The sequence below is a fragment of the Thalassospira lucentensis genome (assembly GCF_001613805.1).
Taxonomy (GTDB): domain Bacteria; phylum Pseudomonadota; class Alphaproteobacteria; order Rhodospirillales; family Thalassospiraceae; genus Thalassospira; species Thalassospira lucentensis_A.
In genome coordinates, this window is sequence record NZ_LPVY01000021.1 from 81188 (window position 1) to 102502 (window position 21315).

Below are 21315 nucleotides of genomic sequence, written 5' to 3' on the forward strand. Positions count from 1 at the left end.
ACCTTTGGCTGAATGTGCAAGCTTCATTGCGCAAAAGTGTGATCGCTTTCCCTTCTTCCTGCGTATGGCAGGGAAACGCCACCACTCAAAGGTATTTCCTTGCCAATCGAACTTGCCCTTCTCGTTCTCAATGCCCTTATCTGCCTTGCGTTTCCTTGGGTTTACAACTGGTCCTATGGCAGGCAGGTCGGCGGCAAACGTCTGATGGGCAATCGCGACAACCTTCCCGAACGGCAGGGCCTGGCCGCGCGCGGCCTTCGTGCCCATCAGAACCATCTGGAAAACCTGGTGCCGTTTGCGATCATCGTTCTGGTCGCGCACGCCATCGGTATCTCAAACACTGTCACCGTAACCTGTGCGGTTGTCTTTACCATCGCACGCCTTGCTCATGCCGGGTTCTATTTTGCCGGGATCACGCGCCTTCCGGGCATCAATGGCGTGCGCTCCATTGCCTATTTTATCAGCCTGTTTGCGATGCTGATCTTTGCCGCGCAATTATTTGGGACCTAATATCGGCGCAACCTCTCGACAATCGGGAATTCGGGCGTTACGAGATAGGCGGCCAAACCGGAACGGGTGGGTCTTTATCAAGCTTTTACCCAAGGATTTGCCGTGAACACGCTGCCCCCCTGCCCGAAATGCCAGTCGCCCTATACCTACGAAGATGGCGAATTGCTGATTTGCCCGGAATGCGCCCATGAATGGTCGCAGCAAACCGCAACGGGCGGAGACGAAACCGAATACAAGGATGCCAATGGCAATATCCTTGCCGATGGCGATACGGTTTCGATCATCAAGGATCTGAAGGTCAAGGGTGCGTCACAACCACTTAAGGTCGGCACCAAGGTCAAGAATATCCGCCTTGTCGAAGGCGACCACAATATCGATTGCAAGATCGACGGATTTGGCCAGATGAAGCTTAAATCCGAATTCGTCAAAAAGATCTGATTGCCGACCTCGCCGCGCAAACCATACGCCGACGACATTGCGACCGGGTTCTGGTACAATGTCGTCGTCTGATACCGGCTTGAAACTTCCGAAGGAAACGGGGGCCACCATGCGCCACCTTGCCCTTATCGCCTCAATAGTCGCGACCCTGTCACTATCTTCCTGCCTGACCTTTAACTGGCAGCGCAGTGTTCAGCAGGTTTTATCGAATGCATGCAATTCGACAGGGGATTGCGGCTCGGATGGGCCGGGCTATTAAAACAGCCCAAAACAAAACGGCGCGCCCAATGGACGCGCCGTTTGTTGTTTCCGGTGATCGGAAAACTTATTCCCACTCAATCGTTCCCGGTGGTTTCGAGGTGTAGTCATAGGTAACGCGGTTGATACCGTTGACCTCGTTGATGATCCGGTTGGCGATGCGGCCAAGCAGTTCCGGCGGGAAGGCGAAGAAGTCGGCGGTCATGCCGTCGGTCGAAGTGACCGCGCGCAAAGCGCAGGCATAGTCATAGGTACGACCATCGCCCATCACGCCAACGGTACGGACCGGGAGCAGCACCGCGAAGGCCTGCCAGATGGCGTCATAAAGACCGGCATTGCGGATTTCTTCGAGATAGATTGCATCGGCCTTGCGCAGGATATCGAGCTTTTCGCGCGTGATCGGCTGGCCGGGGATACGAATGGCAAGGCCCGGTCCAGGGAACGGGTGACGGCCGACAAAGCTGTCGGGTAGACCCAGTTCACGACCAAGGTCACGGACTTCGTCCTTGAACAATTCACGCAGCGGTTCGACCAGTTGCATGTTCATGCGTTCCGGAAGGCCGCCGACATTGTGGTGCGATTTGATGGTGACCGACGGGCCGCCGGTGAAAGACACGCTTTCGATGACGTCCGGGTAAAGGGTCCCCTGTGCAAGGAAATCAGCACCACCGATTTTCCTAGCCTCTTCTTCGAACACTTCGATGAACAGGCGGCCAATGGTTTTGCGTTTGGTTTCCGGATCGATTTCGCCTTCGATCGCACCGATGAAGGTTTCGGAGGCATCAACATGGACCAGCGGAATGTTGTAATGGTCACGGAACAGGGTGACGACTTGGTCGGCTTCGCCCGAGCGCATGAAACCATGATCAACGAACACGCAGGTCAGCTGATCGCCAATCGCTTCGTGGATCAGAACCGCGGTGACGGAGCTGTCAACGCCCCCTGAAAGACCGCAAATGACCTTGCCATCGCCGACCTGTTTGCGGATTTTGGCAATGGCGTCGTCTTTATAGGCGTTCATCGTCCAGTCGCCAGAGCAACCGGCAACACCATGCGTGAAGTTCTTAAGCAGCTGCGCACCATGCGGGGTGTGGACCACTTCGGGGTGGAACTGCACGGCATAGAATTTCTTGTCGTCGTTGGCGATGGCAGCAAACGGTGCGCCTTCGGATTTGCCAACAACGCGGAACCCGTCAGGAAGGGCATCGACGCGGTCGCCGTGGCTCATCCAGACCTGTTCGCGTGCACCTTCGGCCCAGATGCCGGTGAACAGCGCGCAGTCTTCGATCACATCGACAAAGGCCCGACCGAATTCACGGTGATCGGACGTTGCGACCTTGCCGCCAAGCTGGTTGACCATAGTCTGCTGACCATAGCAGATGCCAAGCACCGGCACGCCAAGTTCAAAGACCTTTGCCGGGGCTGAGGGCGCCTTGTCCCAATGGACCGATGCCGGGCCACCAGACAGGATCACGGCCTTGGGCGCGTATTCGTCAAGGAAAGCATCCGAGACATTGTTGAAGGGGTGGATTTCGCTATAGACGCCGCTTTCGCGCACGCGGCGTGCAATCAGCTGGGTGACCTGCGATCCAAAATCAATAATCAGCACGCGATCTGTCATCGGGCCGTATCTCCGTCGAGTATGGGGTTGCGCCGTACATACGCCAAACCATCCGTCTCGGCAACCCGGCGCAAACGGTTACCTTGGGATGCATTCATGAAATTCTGATGCCGAATTCCGGCATTTGGGGACAATTGCGGCCTTTTCCTGCCGGAACGCCCCCGAAAAGAGCACAATTGGTCCCTTTTTCCTGCGCAATGCGTCTGTAACTTGGTTTCCAACGGAGCACGGAGATAACCGCGTCCGACAAAATTAGAAATCATGAGCAAATCAAGTTTGACCATGCAAAGGGACACAGACAAATGACACAGAACAAAGGCAGTAAAATCGCGCTTGCCGTCGCTGGCCTTCTTCTGGTCGCTGGTGCGGCAACGGCCATTGCGATGACCCAGTCCGAGAGCAATAACCCGGCGTCGCTGTTTGGCACTGAAACAGGTACCGAGAACAGCGATACCATGACCCCGGCACCTGATGCCCCGGCAGCCGAAACCGGCGAAGCGCCGAACACCGTCCTGCCGGACAACAATCAGGAAGTCCCGGGCATGAAGGGTCTTGATGGCAATGCAGGCGAAGATAGCAGCCCGCTGGAACTGATGCCGCAGGATGATGGCGGCACCACCGGTGGCGAAGCTACCCCCAAGACGGAATAAAAAACCGGCCGGGTAAACTGTGGAAGATCCAATCTTCACATAGCGTTCACGGTAAAATGCACTTGTGAAAAGAACTGGCCCTGTCCCCATTCGGGACAGGGCCATTTTTCTTGCCGCAATTTTACAGTTTGCAAGCAGACCAAGGGCGGCATCGGACATCGGGTTGTTTGCGATGACCATGGCCGCCATTGTCATTATTTCACCTTGCCTTTGGCTGTGCGTTCAAACACCGCAACAAAGAAACCGTCCGTGCCATGCTCGTTCGGCGACAGGCGAAGCCACGGCTTGTCCTTGCCACCGGGGACCGGAACGGATTTCGGGGCGTCGGGCCAGATTTCACTGATCGGGACCGGCCGGAAATCCTTGCGATCACGCATGAAGGTTTCGATCAGGCGTTCGTTTTCTTCGGGCATGATCGAACACGTCGCGTAAATCAGACGCCCGCCCTTGGTGACCTTTGCCGCACCGGCCTTCAAAATCTTGCTTTGGTTTGCCATCAGCGTGCGAATATCGCGCTGCCCAATGCGCCAGCGCAGCGCCGGGTTGCGGCGCAGGGTGCCAAGCCCCGAACAGGGAACATCAAGCAGAACACGATCAAAGAAACCGGATTTATTGCGAAGCCAGCTATCACGCTCATCGGAAATGATGCGCTGCTGGATGCAGTCCCCGGCACCGGCACGTTTGGCACGCTTGCGCGAATTATCCAGACGACCGCCATGGGTATCGCAGGCAAGGATACGGCCCTTGCCGCGCATGTCAGATGCCATGCCAAGCGTCTTGCCGCCACCGCCCGCACACATATCAAGGATATGCATGCCCGGCTTGGCATCGACCAGACGCACGCAAATCTGCGATGCTTCGTCCTGGATTTCGATCAGACCGTCCTTATAGGCCGCCGTGACCAGCATATTGACGCCAAGCGGCAACCGCAGGCCATTGGGCGCATAAGGAAGTTTTTCGATATTGTGGATGCCATCGGCCTGAAGCGATTTGATGGCGTCCTCGACCGTGCCACGCAGGCGGTTGACGCGCAGATCAAGCTTGGCGGGCTGATTATAGGCCGCCATTTCCGCCGGAAGGTTTTCGTGATGGAGCTTTAGCAGCTCGGCATAAAGCCATTTCGGCAATTCGGTTTTGACTGCGCCCGGCTGCCCGTCATGGTCAAGGGTTTTACCGGTCAGCTTGTTGATCAGATGTTTTTCCGCCGGATGCAGCGGGTTCGGGCAGAACTGTTCACCGCTGAACATGTCGGAAATGTCATCGGCACTGCGGTTATCCTGCAAAACCAGTTCGGCGATCATGCGCGCACGACCGTCCTGAAACTCGTATCCGCATTCGGCAAGCCACCAGCCCAGACGCGCCTGATGACGGATCAGGTTATAGAAACGTTCGCTGATCTCGCGACGATCGCCACCACCGATATAACGGCGATTGCCAAAATAGCCGGAAATGACGCGGTCTGCGTCGTCTCTGGTCTGGGTCCAGCCATCATAAAGTTCAATGACAGCCGCGATACGTGCACCGGGTTTCAAAACGAATGTCCAACCTGTCTGAGTGTGATGTTCCTGTCCCGATATGGGAATTGCCCGAACACCATACGATAAAAAAGGCGATGACGGCAGGATTGCCTGCCGTCACCTGAAATTTGTGCCCGCTGATATCACGGGTTGGGCCATTCGCCAACAGCGACACGCGCAAGGCAGCCCAGCCAATTGATCAGCGTGCCCCGATTAGTTACCCGGCCGATAGTTCGGGGCTTCGCGGGTGATGGTCACGTCATGGGCATGGCTTTCGCGAAGGCCCGCATTGGTGATGCGGACAAACTGAGCCCGTTCGCGGAAATCGGCAAGCGTTGCCGAACCGGTATAGCCCATCGATGCCTTAAGACCGCCAACCATCTGATGGATGATCTGACCAGCCGGGCCCTTGTAAGGAACGCGGCCTTCGATGCCTTCGGGGACGAGTTTCAGGTTATCCTGAACGTCCTGCTGGAAGTAACGGTCTGCCGACCCGCGTGCCATGGCACCGACCGAGCCCATACCGCGATAGGATTTGTACGAACGGCCCTGATAAAGAATGACCTCGCCCGGGGCTTCGTCGGTACCGGCCAGAAGCGAGCCAACCATGCAGGTGCTGGCACCCGCAGCCATTGCCTTGGCAATGTCACCCGAAAACTTGATGCCACCATCAGCGATGATCGGAACGTCAAGCTTGTGACCGATTTCCGCGCATTCAAGAATTGCCGTCAATTGCGGGACACCGACACCGGCAACAATACGAGTGGTGCAGATCGACCCCGGACCGATGCCGACCTTGACCGCATCCGCACCGGCTTCGGCCAGTGCCTTTACCGCTTCGGGGGTGGCAACGTTACCGGCGATGATCTGGGTATTGCCGATCTTTGATTTGATATATTCGACTGCCTTGATCACACCGGCCGAATGGCCGTGCGCGGTATCGATGACCAGAACGTCAACACCGGCCTCGACCAGCGCCATTGCGCGTTCAAAGCCGCTTTCGCCGACACCGGTTGCCGCAGCAACACGCAGGCGACCGCTTTCGTCCTTGCAAGCATTCGGGTGCAGTTTGGCTTTTTCGATATCCTTGACCGTGATCAGGCCGGTGCAGCGATAGGCTTCGTCAACCACCAGAAGCTTTTCAATCCGGTGCTGGTGGAGAAGTTTCTTGGCTTCTTCGGTGTCGACGTTTTCCGTCACCGTGACCAGATTTTCGTGGGTCATCAGTTCGGAAACCGGCTGCGAACGGTTGGATGCAAAACGCACATCACGGTTGGTCAGAATGCCGACCAGCTTGTTGCTGGCGCGTTCAACAACCGGAATACCGGAAATGTGGTTGATGTCCATCAGGTCCAGCGCATCGGCCAGCGTCTGATCCGGGTGGATGGTGATCGGGTTGACGACCATACCGGATTCAAATTTCTTTACGCGGCGAACTTCTTCGGCCTGCTGTGCGATATCGAGGTTCTTGTGAATGACCCCCATACCACCATGCTGCGCCATAACAATCGCCATCGGGCTTTCGGTCACCGTGTCCATTGCGGACGACAGAAGCGGAATGCGCAGGTCGATATTTTTGGTAATGCGGGTGTTGGTCTGCACCTGTGCCGGCAGCACTTCGCTGGCGGCGGGTTTGATCAAAACGTCGTCAAACGTCAGGGCTTCTGCAATGCGGGTCATATGGGGCCACCTCGTTAATCTGAGTTGGCGCGGAACTTATACACGTTATGGCCTTTATGCCAAGTTTTCTGCGCCCATAGCAGCCCTGTTATTTTATTGCTGCATTATCCGGGCAGTTCCGTTAGAAACTGGTAGATGGGACTGCTATCTGGCGCAGTCCCTTTTTCATGCCCGGATCATGCCGCTGTTTCGCAAGGCATAGCAAGCTTTTGCCGCAATCGCGAAAGCCGCCCTGCCCCTGTTTTACGCGGGCGCAGCATCCGGAACCTTCAGCACCTTGTCGATAAACCGGCGCACATCGCCATCCAGTGAATCGGCCTGCCCCAGAAGATTTGTCGCCTCGCTATGAAGCTGCAGGACGACAGAACCGGACTCGGTCGTGCCGCTGGCGACGTCGGCGAGGATCGCCGCAATGGTCTGCATCCGTCGAACCGCCTGATCGATCCGGTCACTGATGGCACCGACAACTTCGGTCTGTTCGCGGGCGGCCTCGGCAACCAGACGGGCACCACTATCAATCTCGCTGATCTTTTCATTGATCTCGCGCACCGATGAAACCGCTTCACGGGTCATGGATTGCATTTCACCGATTTCACCAATCACCTGTTCGGCGGCACGCGATGTCTGGGACGCCAGGTTTTTGACCTCGGTCGCGACCACGGCAAATCCCTTGCCTGCTTCACCCGCACGGGCGGCCTCAATCGTGGCGTTCAGCGCCAGAAGATTGGTCTGATCGGCAACATCGGTGATCAGTTCAACCACCTTGGTCACACGAAGCGCCATGTCATCAAGGCGCGTGATGTGATCATCTGCAACGCGGGCCCGGCTGACCGCTGCCTCGGCCAGTTCGGCCGAACCATTGATCTGTGCACCGATCTGACGGATGGATGCACTGAATTGTTCGGTGGCAGCCGCGATGCCGTTCAGGGCCTCAGTGCTGTCGTCGGCGGCAAGACGCATATCATTGGCCTGTTCGGCGATGCGGCTGACCTGCCGGGACAGGAAATCGGAACTGTCGCTAAGCTGTTTTGCGCTGCTTGATACCGAACCGACGACTGACTGGATATCTTCGCCAATTCGCCCCGCACTATAGGTAAAGCTTCTGGTCTTTTCAGACATGGCATCAAGGGCGGCATTGACTGTTCCGGCATAGCCGATCAGATCACCACGCAATCCCTTGGGCAGGATTTTGCGATAATAGGATCCGCGCGACGCGTGGCCCATGGCCCCTGCTGCTTCCTTGGCGAACGCCTCGGTCAGGTCAAGCAGCTGGTTCACCGCATTTTGCAAGGGCGCAAGATAACCCTGCGTTTGACGATTATTGACCCTGACACCCATTTTCCCATCGGCAGCGTCATGGACGATATCGTGCAGTTCATCAATGATCCGCTTGTGGCGGGTAATGGCAACAGTGCCAATCAAAGCCAGTACGAGAAGGCCGATAATCGCAATCACGGAAACAAGCGGTGCATGGGTTGGTGCCAACAGAAGAGTAGCGATCAGCCCAAAGGCCAGAACCAGGCCAGAAATCAAAATCCGTCGCAGATTAGAGAGTGAAAACAAACTGATCATAGTCGATGCCTGCCTGCCCCAGGAGGTTGCCAAGTTTTTGCGCACTGCGCGCCATGCCGTCCTTGCGATTGCGTTCGCGTTCTTCTTCGGCACGAAGATCGGCATAAAGCGGAATAACCTGTTCGACTGCTTCGCGGCGCGGCACCCGACGGTTTGAATGATAGCCAATGATGTTACCGTTTGGCCCGAAAGTCGGCGTGACATTGGCCAGAACCCAGTAATGATCACCATTTGCCGAGCGGTTGATCACATAGGCAAAAATCTCGCGCCCCTTGGAAATCGTGTCCCACAACAAGGCGAACACGCAGCGCGGCATATCCGGATGACGGATAATGCTGTGCGGTTGCCCCAGAATATCCTTTTCACGATATCCTGCGACCCGCAGAAAGACGTCATTTGCGTAGGTGATACGCCCCTTGGTGTCGGTCTTGCTGACGATAATTTCATTATCACCAAAATGACGTTCAACACCGGTCAGAAAAAGCTGATCCTGTTTCATGAATTGCACCCCGTTTAAGGATCAATGGTCCCACAACCGATCCTGACATAGCGAAACCCCGCCCGGGGCGCGCAGTTTTGCGTCAGTTTCATCCGGTGCGGAGACTATTTGCTAGACCAATGTATAGATTATGCCAGCGGGGTACTTCTTGACTTAGCGCAATTGGGTTCATGAATATTTCGCAGCCGATACAACCCCAACGGTACGGATATGAATTTTTGCAAATAAAAAAGCGCGCCGATCTTCTGGCGCGCTTTGCATTTTACCGTTCGGGTATTTTATTCGACCGGTGACCAGCCATCATCTTTTCGCAACTCTGCATTGGCAATGTCATCAGCGGCATTGTTCTGCCCGCGGAATCCGGTAGCGATCAGATAGGCTTCCGGGCTTTCCGGGCGCGATGCCGGCGGCTTGGCATGCTTGGAAACGCGGAAATTCTTTTTAACCCGGTTCAAAAGGTCATTTTCCGTGCCGCCCTTAAACACCTTGGCGATGAAAATGCCGCCCGGTGCAAGGACTTCCTCGGCAAACAGCAGGGCATGTTCGACCAGATCAATAATACGGATATGGTCGGTCTGGCGATGGCCGGTGGTTTCGGGCGACATATCGGAAATCACCGCATCAACCGGCCCGTCAAGGGCCTGCTTGATCATGTCAGGGGCCGCTGGATCAAGGAAATCCGCCTGCAGACAGGTCGCGCCGGGAAGCCCTTCCCATTCAAGGATATCAAGACCGACGACCTGGCCACGGCCCTGTTTCGACCCGACCATATCAACCGCAACCTGCGTCCAGCCGCCCGGTGCCGCCCCAAGGTCGACAATGCGCATGCCCGGACGTAGCAAGTCAAACTGGTTGTTGATTTCAATCAGCTTGAAGGCGGCGCGCGAACGATAGCCAAGGCGCTTGGCTTCCTGCACATAGGGATCGTTCAACTGCCGGTCGAGCCAGCGGGTCGAGGAAATCTTGCGCCCCTTCGCACTTTTGACACGAGTCCGAAGCCCGCGCCGTGCGCCGGTATCGATCGCGGCAATGGCTGAACCCTTGCGGCGGCGCGTCCCGCCTTTTCCGCTGCTATTGTCGGTCATGTTCTTTACCTGAACTGAAACGTGTTAAAGGCCAGTACGATCCGATGGCGTGATGCCGATCATGGATTGGCCGAAATATGGGACACTGTATGACGTCGCGCGTCGCACGGGTCAATAGCATGACCATCCGCGCGCATCAAATCGACCAATATTCCCTCGCGGAGGCCACGATCAGCCACTTTCAGCGTCGCCAAAGGCCAGATATCGCGAATCGCGGCAAAGATCGCCGCCCCCGCATCCATCAGTTCAGCCCGCTGATTGCCAATACAGGGATGGCCTTTGCGCTTGTCGGCTTCCATGCGCAGCAGCAATTCGGTGACGCGTTCCGCATCATCGAACCGCAGATCCGACCCGTCGACCTTGTGACGTTCATACCGTTCAAGACCAAGCGCGATACCGCAGAATGTGGTCACGGTGCCCGATGTACCAACCATCTGTACCTTGCCGTCGTCAAGAATGTCCGAGCAGCAATTGCGGCTGGCGAAATCACGAAGCCGGTCACGGATTTCGGTGCGCATCGCCTCGAACCGTTCGCGGCGCTGTTCGATGCCGGCATAACGTTCGGTCAGACACAGAACCCCGCACGGCATCGAAAGCGTTTCGATACACTGGGTCTGGCCCATATTATCGACCTTGATCCAGCAGATTTCCGTACTGCCACCACCAATGTCAAACACCACCGCATAGGGGCGTTCATCAAGCAAGGCCGAGCAGGCCTGAAGAGCGAGACGGCTTTCTTCATCCGGATTGATGATTTTAAGTTCGATACCGGTTTCTTCAAAAACCTTCTGAACAAATTCGGCACGGTTTTCAGCGGTACGGCAGGCTTCGGTCGCCACCGCCCGCAGCTTTGCACCAGGATGTTTGCGCAGTTTCTTTGAGCAGACCTTTAACGCGTCAATCGCACGATCCATCGCCGCCTGACAAAGATATCCCTTTTCGCGGACACCTTCGCCAAGGCGTACAACGCGTGAAAAGGCATCAATCACCTTGAAACCGTCATTGCACGGGCGCGCCACCAGCAAACGGCAGTTCGAACTACCCAGATCAATGGCGGCATAAAGCGGGGGATGGCTGGTCGCGGTAGTTACAGGGCGTTCTGCAACCAGACTGTCACCAGACAGGCCTGAAGATGCCGCCGCTGACGGCGCATCCATTACGGCACTTCCGACCATGGCAGCACCGCCATCAGGGCGGATGGCCCTGTGCGTGTCGCTATGGGGAGATACCTGTTTCACCTTTGTAAACCTGCCTTGCCTGTTACATGCCAATCCAATGATCACATCAAGACGACATTTATATGACGGTCTTGCGAATCATCCATATGAGTTTACCGACAATGTAGCACAAGGCAAATCCCGTATGCATTTAACACATAGGCGTGTGCGTCTGACCACATGGCGGGGAAAAAAGGTCTTGCCAAAGTGCCACCGGTTTTATAAATAGCGGCCCACGCCACACGGCGTTCAAGGCTCTGTTGGGGAATAGGTTAACGGTAGACCTACGGACTCTGACTCCGTCAGTCCTGGTTCGAATCCAGGTTCCCCAGCCAGCCTTTGCTTGCCTTGCAAGCTTTGGTGATGTACGGCCCAGCCATTTCGGACCGATCAGAAAATCACACCAAACATACCCCTGCTGGGGAATAGGTTAATGGTAGACCCGCGGACTCTGACTCCGCTAGTCCTGGTTCGAGTCCAGGTTCCCCAGCCATCTTTCTCCCCCTCCCACTCCAAGATTTTTGATTTTTCGTGTGGCAAGGCACGCTGATTGTCGCCTTTGGCACAACAGTCATTTTCCGGCATCGGCAGACAATTCCCGACCGGATGACGAGATATTTTGCCTTTAAGGGGAACCAGCCACCGCGTTTTACGTTGGTGGTCATACGATCTGTGACAAATCACAGGCAGCAAATGCACATTTGGCAACAAAGGAGCATGAGATGCTTACCGATATGTACCGATCCCGACACTCTTCCCGTCCGACAATCATCGATCGTGTTGATCCGGTAATCTGGTCCGACAAGGACCATTGCCCGATGATCTCGGCCGAGGATGAGAAATTTTACGAAAAGAACGGCTTTCTGTTTCTGAAAAATGTTTTCAGCGAAAAAGAGGTCGCGCAGCTGCGCCGTGAAGCCGATCAGGTTGAAAATTCGGATCCGACCGATGACGAGGTTGTTTCAGAGCCCGGCAGCAACGAAGTGCGCAGCGTTTTCCGCGTCCATGATAAAAGTGACGTGTTCGCGCGCCTGATATCCGATGACCGGCTGGTCGCGATTGCCGAACATTTCCTGAATGACGATGTTTACATTCATCAATCGCGGGTCAATTTCAAACCGGCTTTCAAGGGCAAGGAATTTTTCTGGCATTCGGATTTTGAAACCTGGCACACCGAAGACGGCATGCCGCGCATGCGTGCCTTTTCGATGTCAATCACATTGACCGATAACTCGGCCCATAATGGCCCACTGATGCTGATCCCGGGATCGCATAAGCAGTTCATTTCCTGCGTCGGGGAAACGCCCGACCAGAACTATAAAAGCTCGTTGAAAATACAGGAAATCGGCACTCCTGATCAGGATAACCTGTCGCAGATGGTCGACGAGAACGGGATTGTCGCGCCGGTCGGCCCGGCCGGTTCGGTTTTGATCTTCGACTGCAATACATTGCACGGGTCAGGCAACAACATTACCCCCTACCCGCGATCGAACCTGTTTTTCGTTTATAATGCGATGTCAAACCGGCTGGTTGCGCCATTTGGCGGTACGAAGCCACGCCCGAACTTTCTGGCAACGCGCAAAGATATTGTTCCGGTACGGACCGGCAGGCACAAAATACGGGCCGCCGAATAACCCGATCAGGATGACAGAAAACAGGGCGGTGATGATCCTTCCGCCCTGTTGATATCGCTGGTGGCCTTTTCGCTTATCGGTCGCATGCCCGCCTCGGTCAGGATGATATCGACCGGAATGTCATATTCGTGCGGAAAGATGTCAGCGATGCGCGTCGCTTCAAATCCGACACCGATGACAAGTGGACGAACCGCCATCGCGGCAAGTGTCCGATCAAAAAACCCGCCACCATATCCCAAACGGTAACCACGGCCATCAAACCCGACCAATGGCGCGATCATGACATGGACAGGCACGACCGCCGTTCCGACCGGTTCAGGAATTCGGGCAAAGCCGGGCGCCATTTCTGTTTGCGGTGTCCAGTCATGAAAGACCATCGACTGATCCTTGCCCGGTACGACTGGCAAGGCGGCCTTTCCACCGCGATCAATATGATCGGCAACCACAGTACGCAAGTCGACCTCGTTTTGGATCGGCCAGTAAAAACCGATTGTGGCGTTGGGGCGCACGGCAAGGATATCGGCAAGTCCCGCGCAAACGGCAGCCGATCGTTCCACGTAAATCGCCGGATCCATTTGACTTCGCCACGCCAGAAGTTGTTTGCGCACCGCCTTTCGCCACCCGGATATAGCAATATCGTCAGGCTTTTCAGGTGGGGCAGGCAAAATGATCCGGGTCATGGGGCGTAACCTGATGGCGATTTGGGAAAAAGATGCGATAGCAATCCTATCGCAAAAATGGTCCTGAAACGAATAACGCGCCGGAGACCGGCGCGTTAACGGTTGTCAGCAAAAGCTGCAATCCAAAATCAAATTACATGATGGAGAGTTCTTCTGCCGACATGCGGCCGTTACGACCTTCAATCAGCTCGAATTGAACCTTCTGACCCTCATCAAGTCCCTGCAGACCAGCGCGCTGAACAGCGGTGATGTGCACGAATGCATCCTTGCCGCCTTCGTCCGGGGTGATGAAGCCATAACCCTTGGTCGCATTGAACCACTTAACCGTTCCGGTAGCCATATCCGTAGTCGTCCTTAGTTTTGGTAATCGCATTCCCCAAGCGCGGAAAATGCTTAAGTTACGTCCCTGCATTATACCTTCAATGCCACCTGGCAGCCCTCAACCAGAAGGCAACCACGCAGCCCGAAGATACACTGCATCGTTTCAACAATTACGCGAATTTCGGCCTTCACGCAACGAATTCATGTTTGAAGTTCTTTATTCAACGCTGATGGTTAGCCGGTATTTCGCGAATATTGCTTGCTGATCAGCGGTCAACTCTTGGCACAACCAGATCGCGCCGGGAGGCCCGTTGATTTCAAACGAATTTTTAATTGTGTTCGCACCTGTAACAGCAAGCCGCGTGAAGGCAGACTGATCCCCGACAGGGGAACACCCCGGAAAGCAAGGATTCCTCTTGGTTTCAGATAGATCACACAATATTCACCGCATATGCCAGAGACAGAGGATCAGTACCAGTCACTAATCACAGCAAATTCTTCGACGAGGCGAGCACGTTCAACTTGATCAAGCCGTCGGCAAGTGCCGACAAAGCGTCTGGCCCCTCATCCGTTGCGCTAAAATCAACTGTGAACATTTTCACAATTTAATGCACATACAGGTTGTTTTTAAACATTTCCGCACACGTAAAAAAGCAAGCACCGTGCCGATTCTCCGTCAACGGCCAACACCTGACAAGATGATCAAAGTACCGGAGAATGACTTTCAACGGGTTCTGAAATCGCCCCTTCACGGCCACCGGCAGAACGGATTGTCTGGACGCGCTGGTCAAACTGGCCAAGCAGAAACCTGGCATAATCCGTATCATGGCAAAGGAGACCAAGTCTGACATGAACAATCGGAGGGATCGGAGCGGCTATCAAACCCTGTTCATCCTTGTAACGCCTATCATGGGCAATGAGCCCATCAATGCGACCTTCAAGCAGCAGTTTTTCCCCCTGCTCCAAACTGCGCATCCCATAGAATTCGATCCTGCTATCATAGGGAACCGATACCGGTGGCAAATTGGCAAGATACCCGATCAGAAGACTGTCACGAACTTCTGGATTATCTCCGCGCCGGATATAAAGGATCAGATCAAACGTGACATGCTCGTTCGCAGTGATCACCCCTTCCAAAGGGGCCGGGACACGCAGAACCACACAATCAAGCTCTTTATTGTCAAACATTTCGATCAGACGATTGTAGGGGATTCCGTCATTTAGATGGAATTCGGGCTGCTCTATCATCGCCTGAAAGAAGGGGCGTTGCGTTGTAGTCAGGGACGCCTTCCACTCCTCGGCCAACCGGATTGTAATGCCGATCTCAAGCCGGGACTTGTCAGGGTCTGCAAGACTTACCGTCGGCACAAATCCCGCAACAAAACAGGCACAGGCGAGGATGCGGGAGAATAGCGGACAGATCATTTTCAACCAAAGCACCCCAATGCGTTCATGGTTGCTTCGATATGGCGCTGTGCGTATCCCTATTCAAGAGATCGGGCCAAAGTGCAGGGTCGGGAAATCGTCACCGGACTTTCGATTTCATTTCCCCGCTGAATTACGAATCACGTGCACTCAAAACAGCGTTTCGTTGATTGCATCAGCCAGAATCTGGCGCGACTTTCCCACCCGCAAAAAGCGGATAGATGAAGTTGAGATATTCAACCAACTGAAACAAATGCCTGTAGCCGTTGGGGTTTTCGGCATCACGCCTTGATTCCATTGCGCATGTTCGATTTTGTCATGATTGAGGACGCGGTTTCTCGTGACAAGCAGATGCAATTCGGTTGAAGATAGAAATAAATGTGTGAAACGCAGCACACAGCCACAATATATACAAAAAACGAGCAAGCCGGAAAATACCGGATCTAGTGGGACACAAGCAGTTAGTAAAAAAGGTTAAGCCGAAGACCGGATCGGAAAACATAAATTGACTGCTACGACAAAGATCGCCAATCCACGCGACATTGCGCACAATGTCATGACGCTGGTCGCCGAGCTGAACCTGCAGCCTACGCCGCAGGTTTACCACGTATTTTACAGCTACCTGACCGACGAGATTCCAGAGCTAAGCCAACTTATCAAGGTATTGATCCGCAACACCCAGGAATTGGACGAAGAGACCGTTTTCCGGATTTACCACAAGTTTCTTGGCGCACATGCCATGCAGCAGCGCCTGAATCTGGGGGTTGAAGGATTGCAGGCCGCTGTTGAACGCGTCGAGGAAGCCGTACATAACGTTATTCGCGAAACAGAAGGTTTCTGCGAGCATCTGGATAATGCTTCCGACCAGCTAAACGCGGATGATGTCACGCTTGAAGTTGCCCGCGACGTAACGCGCGGACTTTCAAGTGCCACGCGGGATGCACATGGTCGCTATAGTGAATTCAACGGATGTCTTGACGAATATCATAATGAGGTTCGCCGGGTTAGAAGTGAACTGGAACTGGTACGACGGGATGCCCTGACCGATACATTGACCGGCATTGCCAACAGAAAGAATTTCGATGCCTCGCTTCGCGATGCGGTGACCACGACGATGGAAACCGGTGCACCGCTAAGCCTTTTGATGATCGACATCGATCACTTCAAAAATTTCAATGACAGTCACGGACATCGCGCAGGCGACGGCGTTTTAAAGGCTGTGGCACGCGTTCTGGTCAATTCGACAAAAGGGGCCGATACCGTTGCCCGGTATGGTGGCGAAGAATTTTCTGTCATTTTGCCGGACACAACGGCCGAAAATGCCGCCAAACTTGCCAACAAGTTGCGTGACAATGTTTCAGGTCAAAGAATTATCAACAAGAAAACCGGTAAGGATTTCGGTAAGTTAACCGTTTCAATCGGCTTGACGTCTTATAAGCTTGGCGAGAATATACTGGAGTTTGTTGACCGTGCCGATGGCGCCCTTTATCAAGCCAAACAGGAAGGCAGAAATACCTGCATTATGATACAGTGACATATCTGTCAGGTTGAAACCGGAAACGAAGCACCATTCCCGAACGACCTTGCCGGTATGAGAAGATGGACACTACCAGTCCCGGACCTGCTGCGATAAACTGAATGTCTGTGCCTTATCGTGGAACTCAGACGAAAAATCACACGCGCAGCGCCAATCCGGGCGGAGCAAATAAATGAACAAACCGACGCGCGAACGGAAACTGGATCTTGAACACAAGGTCTTTAAATCGTTCGAGGAATGCCATTTCCAAAAGTCCGACCTTTCGGACGAGGCTCTTTTTGTCCTGAAGATGGCCGAAGGATCGGTTGTATCCCTGCCCCTTAAAGCGGTGTGCAAGGAATTCGGGATTGATCCAGACTCAAATGACGGCGAGTTGATCGGCCTTGTCGACAAATCACTGGATTTCGTCAATGTTCTGCGCCCCGGCGATGATTTACCGCTGGAGGTCCTGACAGGCGAAGCATCATGGGAGGTCGACGAAGACCACCGTGCGATCGCGTATAACCGCCTGACCATGCAGCTTGTCACATGGATGTCCGGGAACGAGGAACTTATCACCGATCCCGAACAACTGATGCAGATCGCCGAAGACCCTGCTACCAAGAAAAAGATCAACCAGGCTTTTGATGAAGTCGCCGACAAGCTCAATATCGGCCGTGAAAATCGCGAGGAAGTCGTCAATCTGGTTCATCAGGTGGCCGAGGAACTTTCTTATGTCGAGACGCTGCGCGACAAATATCGCAACGTCAAAAAGATCGACCGGAAACTGCAGGAACTGCGTCGCATCTACGCCCACGAAAAAGGCGTTCTGGAAACGGTTACACAGGTTATCCGCCTGATTGACGATGCGATGAAAAAGTTCGAAAGCAGCTTTGACGAGATTGACGCCAATACCGGCGAAATCATGTCGGTGCTGCGTAACTTCACAACGCAACGGCAATATATCCGCACCAAGCGCGACGATCTTTATCGCCGCCTGCGCGCGTGGGAGCCGCTTTTTGAACGCTGGGAAACCATGGAACTGGAACGTGGGGCACCGGCTGTACGTCTGGTACGCGATACCTACCAGTTCCTTGCGCCGCGCTTCATGAAGGTCAAGGAATGGCTGATGATGACCAAGGTGCAGGACGGGATTGCCGCAGGCCAAAGCTTCAAGAATGAAGACGAACGCATGGGCGCTCTCAAAGGCAAGATGATGCAGTGGTAACAGCCATTGCTGTCCTCGCTTGCGGGCATCATAAAATGCAAAAGCGCAGCAGATGCTGCGCTTTTTGTTTTGGGTATTCCCGCCCCTATTGCTTCATGATTTTGAGCGCCACATGGCCATCAATCATTGTAATCGACTTTTTCGAGGATGCCGGCACGGGCACGCGGACATCAATGCAATAGGCAATCAGTGCTGCCGCCAGTTCGGCTCCCGCTGCCGGGACGATAATCGGATCACCATGATCGGCAATGATATTGAGCCGCGCTGCAATTTCAGGCGATTTTTCAATTTCAAGCTTTCCGATCTGACCGGGCGGCAAAGGTTTTCCGGTGCGGCGACGATATCCGACCAGCGCCTTGATGAGTTCGCTTTCCTCGAAAATGATACAGCGCAACTCGCGCATGATGGCTCTTCCTGCAAATAATTCTATACAACGATATAGGGCAGGACAATCCGACTTTAAAGAGGTTTTACAAACAAATAGCCCCTTAGCTCGAAGCCAGCCAGATCCCGACGCCGATCATCAGCGTCCCGGCGATCCGGTTAAGGACACGAACATTGCCGCTTTTTTCGAGGAAGTGGCGCAATGAGCGTCCGCCAGTTGCGTAAAGCGTCATGCAGATCAGTTCTGTCACCAGAATGATTGCCACCAGCACTGAAAGCTGCGGCGCTATAGCATGTTCAAGGCTGATAAAGGGTGGCAATAAAGCCACCATAAACGCCCAGCCCTTCGGATTGGCAATTGCCGTCACAAACCCCTGAGAAGCAAGCGCGAAAGGGGTCGCCGGGCGCGAGGCATCGACTTCAGCGCTAAATGCCATGCGGCCACGCGAACGCCACATCTGAATACCAAGCCACGCCAGATAGGCCCCGCCGACATACTTGAAGACAGCAAAGACGGCCGGATATTCCAGCATTATTGTCGCAACACCAAGGGCCGAGGCCACCACGACAATGCCAACACCGACAAGTTCGCCCATCATCATCCAGACGGTACGGCGCACGCCAATCGTCATCCCCATGGTCAGCGCAAGGGTCATGCACATCCCTGGCGTAATCGAGACAAAAAAGGCCGTCGGGATAAAGGCCCCGATCAAAGACAGGCTTACCATCGTGTATATCCGTAAGTTGGTGGCGGCACTTGATACGAAACGTTATCGGAAATTGTCTGGGGCATTTCGCATCAATCACACAACAGATAACCAAGAATTTGAACACTTCAAGCGCAATCTTTGGCATGGGAGACCTGCAATTTGCGGAACTGATCAACGTCCCTTTATCCCATGAGGCAAGGCCCCGGACGGGTCTGTGGTAATCCCATCACGCTAATTTCCACCCTTAAAAGCACATCAAAGATACAAAAATTACTTGACCTAGACGGGCGGTCCTACGAAATTGGGTGCGTCGCCAGCACAGCCTGGCACTTCGATACCATTTGATGAAGACCGATGACCGCAGACATTTGCAACATTCCTGCAATTGCCGATCGCTTCGAAGCTGATGCCTCGGGCGGTTTTGTGCGGTCTGCTCTAAACCTAATTCTCGGTCTCCTTGGTCTCGCAGCGCTCGGGTCGCTACGACTTACCCGCCCCTGAGCGTACGAAGACGGTTCGGATCACCCAAAAAGTCGATCCATTTACCGCAGCTCAGGGGAACAAGTCGCGCCACAAGGCCCGCACTCTTTCCAAATTGAAGTTTCAAATTTCGGGCAAAGACCCGCTTGATCAGGAATTACTGTAATGGCTAGTGCTAACGACAACCGCGTCATCATTTTCGACACCACCCTGCGCGACGGCGAACAGTCCCCGGGTGCGTCGATGACGCTGGACGAAAAACTGCGTGTGGCACACGCATTGGCAGAAATGAAAGTCGACATCATCGAGGCAGGCTTTGCCATCGCATCGAATGGCGATTTCCGGTCCGTCAATGAAATCGCCAAACAAATCAAAGGTCCGACCATCTGTTCCCTGGCACGTGCTGCCAAAGGTGACATCGAACGTGCCGCCGAAGCACTGGAACCGGCAGAAAACAAACGCATCCACACCTTCATTTCCACAAGCCCCCTGCATATGAAATTCAAATTGCAGATGGAGCCGGAACGCGTTCTGGAGAAGGTGATTGAGAGTGTGACGCTGGCGCGCAAATTCACCGACGATGTTGAATGGTCAGCCGAAGACGGATCGCGTACCGAGCACGACTTCCTGTGCCGTTGCGTCGAAGCCGCGATTGATGCAGGTGCCACCACCATCAACATCCCGGACACCGTCGGCTATACCACGCCAACCGAATATGCCGACCTGATGACCATGCTGTTTAACCGTGTGCCGAATATCGACAAGGCAATCCTGTCGGTTCACTGCCATAACGATCTGGGCATGGCCGTTGCAAACTCGCTGGCGGCTGTCCATGCCGGTGCCCGCCAGATCGAATGCACGATCAATGGTCTGGGCGAACGCGCAGGCAATGCGGCACTGGAAGAAATTGTGATGGCGCTGAAAACGCGCAACGATGCCTTCCCGTATGAAACCGGAATTGATTCAACCAAAATCATGAACGCGTCGCGTCTGGTTTCGGCCGTGTCGGGCTTTGTCGTCCAACCGAACAAGGCCATTGTCGGGGCCAACGCCTTTGCCCATGAAAGCGGCATCCATCAGGACGGCTTCCTGAAAAATTCCGAAACCTATGAAATCATGAAACCGGAAAGCATCGGCCTGAACAAATCAAGCCTGGTCATGGGCAAGCATTCCGGTCGTCATGCCTTCAAGGAAAAGCTCAAGGAACTGGGCTTTGCCGATCTGGGCGACAACGCAATTGAAGACGCATTTGCCCGCTTCAAGGAGCTGGCCGACAAAAAGAAAGAAGTATATGACGACGATATCGTCGCACTGGTTGATGACGGCATGCGCGATAACGAACATATCAAGTTCGTCTCGCTGGCGGTCACCTGCGGCTCCAAAGGTCCGCAGACCGCTGAGCTGGAATTGGACGTAAACGGCGAAACACGCACCGCCAAAACCACCGGTGATGGCCCGATTGATGCAACCTTCAACGCCATCAAGGCAATCTATCCGCATGACTGGAAGCTGAAACTCTATCAGGTTCATGCTGTCACCGAAGGCACGGATGCACAAGGGACCGTTACCGTCAAGCTTGATGGGGAAGACCGCACCGTGGTTGGCAACGCCTCAGACACCGACACGGTGGTTGCGTCCTGTATGGCCTATGTCACCGCGGTTAACAAACTGATCGAGAAAAGCCAGAAAACTGCACCGGATGCCATGGCATCCTGATTGCTGTCATCCGGCCTTAAGATCAAGGGGTGGCAATTTGCCACCCCTTTTTGTTTGAACAGTCCAAATACAGTCATTCCGTGATATAATGCGGCGTCAATCCGAAGAGGACAGATGATGACCCAAAACCCTGTTCTTCCATGTCATCGCCGATATGTGCCCCTGTATCTGTTT

At 54.3% G+C, this 21315-nt stretch carries 20 protein-coding genes and 2 tRNA genes; 10 read left to right on the forward strand and 12 right to left on the reverse strand.

The features are described 5' to 3' along the window. Window positions 1–99 precede the first annotated feature (99 nt). From AUP42_RS16020 to AUP42_RS16030, 3 genes are all read left to right on the forward strand, one after another. A complete protein-coding gene (locus tag AUP42_RS16020) occupies window positions 100–510 on the forward strand; it encodes an MAPEG family protein (RefSeq protein WP_062952602.1) in 411 nt (136 codons plus the stop codon). Between the two features lie 102 nt (window positions 511–612). Beyond that, complete coding sequence (locus tag AUP42_RS16025; protein WP_062952976.1) at window positions 613–948, forward strand: zinc ribbon domain-containing protein YjdM; 336 nt, start codon at window positions 613–615, stop codon at window positions 946–948. 58 nt (window positions 949–1006) lie between these two features. Next, the gene (locus tag AUP42_RS16030) at window positions 1007–1207 is read left to right on the forward strand and encodes a hypothetical protein (protein ID WP_062952603.1); all 201 of its coding nucleotides are present in this window, start codon (window positions 1007–1009) and stop codon (window positions 1205–1207) included. Between the two features lie 66 nt (window positions 1208–1273). Here the strand turns inward: AUP42_RS16030 and guaA are convergent, their stop codons facing one another. Beyond that, the gene (gene guaA / locus AUP42_RS16035; RefSeq protein ID WP_062952604.1) at window positions 1274–2827 is read right to left on the reverse strand and encodes a glutamine-hydrolyzing GMP synthase; all 1554 of its coding nucleotides are present in this window, start codon (window positions 2825–2827) and stop codon (window positions 1274–1276) included. Between the two features lie 302 nt (window positions 2828–3129). Here guaA and AUP42_RS16040 point away from each other — a divergent pair, with 302 nt between their 5' ends. Continuing rightward, entirely contained in the window at window positions 3130–3477 is a 348-nt protein-coding gene (locus AUP42_RS16040; RefSeq protein ID WP_062952605.1) for a hypothetical protein, read from the forward strand. A 194-nt stretch (window positions 3478–3671) separates the two neighbouring features. Here the strand turns inward: AUP42_RS16040 and AUP42_RS16045 are convergent, their stop codons facing one another. From AUP42_RS16045 to AUP42_RS16070, 6 genes are all read right to left on the reverse strand, one after another. Then, window positions 3672–5009, reverse strand: a complete 1338-nt coding sequence (locus AUP42_RS16045) for an RsmB/NOP family class I SAM-dependent RNA methyltransferase (protein ID WP_062952606.1) — start codon at window positions 5007–5009, stop codon at window positions 3672–3674. A 198-nt stretch (window positions 5010–5207) separates the two neighbouring features. After that, window positions 5208–6674: an IMP dehydrogenase gene (gene guaB / locus AUP42_RS16050; RefSeq protein ID WP_062952607.1), complete on the reverse strand. Its 1467-nt coding sequence runs from the start codon at window positions 6672–6674 to the stop codon at window positions 5208–5210. Between the two features lie 243 nt (window positions 6675–6917). Then, the gene (locus tag AUP42_RS16055; RefSeq protein WP_062952608.1) at window positions 6918–8207 is read right to left on the reverse strand and encodes a methyl-accepting chemotaxis protein; all 1290 of its coding nucleotides are present in this window, start codon (window positions 8205–8207) and stop codon (window positions 6918–6920) included. Window positions 8208–8220: 13 nt separating this feature from the next. Continuing rightward, on the reverse strand, window positions 8221–8745 hold the full coding sequence (locus AUP42_RS16060) for a PAS domain-containing protein (RefSeq protein WP_062952609.1): 525 nt from the start codon (window positions 8743–8745) through the stop codon (window positions 8221–8223). A gap of 278 nt (window positions 8746–9023) precedes the next feature. After that, window positions 9024–9830, reverse strand: coding sequence for an RlmE family RNA methyltransferase (locus AUP42_RS16065; protein ID WP_062952610.1), 807 nt, complete (start codon window positions 9828–9830; stop codon window positions 9024–9026). Window positions 9831–9889: 59 nt separating this feature from the next. Next, window positions 9890–11068 (reverse strand): Ppx/GppA phosphatase family protein, encoded by a 1179-nt coding sequence (locus tag AUP42_RS16070; protein WP_231858315.1) that lies wholly within the window; start codon window positions 11066–11068, stop codon window positions 9890–9892. Between the two features lie 240 nt (window positions 11069–11308). Between AUP42_RS16070 and AUP42_RS16075 the strand changes: the two genes are divergently transcribed. From AUP42_RS16075 to thpD, 3 genes are all read left to right on the forward strand, one after another. Then, a tRNA-Gln gene (locus tag AUP42_RS16075) sits at window positions 11309–11382 on the forward strand. Window positions 11383–11466: 84 nt separating this feature from the next. After that, window positions 11467–11540, forward strand: a tRNA-Gln gene (locus AUP42_RS16080). A gap of 229 nt (window positions 11541–11769) precedes the next feature. Continuing rightward, a complete protein-coding gene (thpD, locus tag AUP42_RS16085) occupies window positions 11770–12681 on the forward strand; it encodes an ectoine hydroxylase (RefSeq protein WP_062952612.1) in 912 nt (303 codons plus the stop codon). A gap of 5 nt (window positions 12682–12686) precedes the next feature. Here thpD and AUP42_RS16090 read toward each other — a convergent pair whose 3' ends face one another. From AUP42_RS16090 to AUP42_RS16100, 3 genes are all read right to left on the reverse strand, one after another. Next, window positions 12687–13361, reverse strand: coding sequence for a 5-formyltetrahydrofolate cyclo-ligase (locus tag AUP42_RS16090; protein ID WP_062952613.1), 675 nt, complete (start codon window positions 13359–13361; stop codon window positions 12687–12689). Window positions 13362–13494: 133 nt separating this feature from the next. Continuing rightward, entirely contained in the window at window positions 13495–13701 is a 207-nt protein-coding gene (locus tag AUP42_RS16095; RefSeq protein ID WP_007090786.1) for a cold-shock protein, read from the reverse strand. A 683-nt stretch (window positions 13702–14384) separates the two neighbouring features. Further along, window positions 14385–15113, reverse strand: a complete 729-nt coding sequence (locus tag AUP42_RS16100; RefSeq protein WP_156484640.1) for a hypothetical protein — start codon at window positions 15111–15113, stop codon at window positions 14385–14387. 499 nt (window positions 15114–15612) lie between these two features. On the opposite strand from AUP42_RS16100, the gene AUP42_RS16105 reads away from it, so the two are divergent. Further along, window positions 15613–16641 (forward strand): GGDEF domain-containing protein, encoded by a 1029-nt coding sequence (locus tag AUP42_RS16105; RefSeq protein ID WP_062952615.1) that lies wholly within the window; start codon window positions 15613–15615, stop codon window positions 16639–16641. Window positions 16642–16816: 175 nt separating this feature from the next. Then, window positions 16817–17851, forward strand: coding sequence for a hypothetical protein (locus AUP42_RS16110; RefSeq protein WP_062952616.1), 1035 nt, complete (start codon window positions 16817–16819; stop codon window positions 17849–17851). An 85-nt stretch (window positions 17852–17936) separates the two neighbouring features. Here AUP42_RS16110 and AUP42_RS16115 read toward each other — a convergent pair whose 3' ends face one another. After that, the gene (locus AUP42_RS16115) at window positions 17937–18254 is read right to left on the reverse strand and encodes a hypothetical protein (protein WP_062952617.1); all 318 of its coding nucleotides are present in this window, start codon (window positions 18252–18254) and stop codon (window positions 17937–17939) included. Window positions 18255–18339: 85 nt separating this feature from the next. Next, complete coding sequence (locus tag AUP42_RS16120) at window positions 18340–18963, reverse strand: LysE family translocator (RefSeq protein ID WP_062952618.1); 624 nt, start codon at window positions 18961–18963, stop codon at window positions 18340–18342. Window positions 18964–19590: 627 nt separating this feature from the next. Here AUP42_RS16120 and AUP42_RS16125 point away from each other — a divergent pair. Next, entirely contained in the window at window positions 19591–21141 is a 1551-nt protein-coding gene (locus AUP42_RS16125) for a 2-isopropylmalate synthase (RefSeq protein ID WP_062952619.1), read from the forward strand. The last annotated feature ends 174 nt before the right edge of the window (window positions 21142–21315 follow it).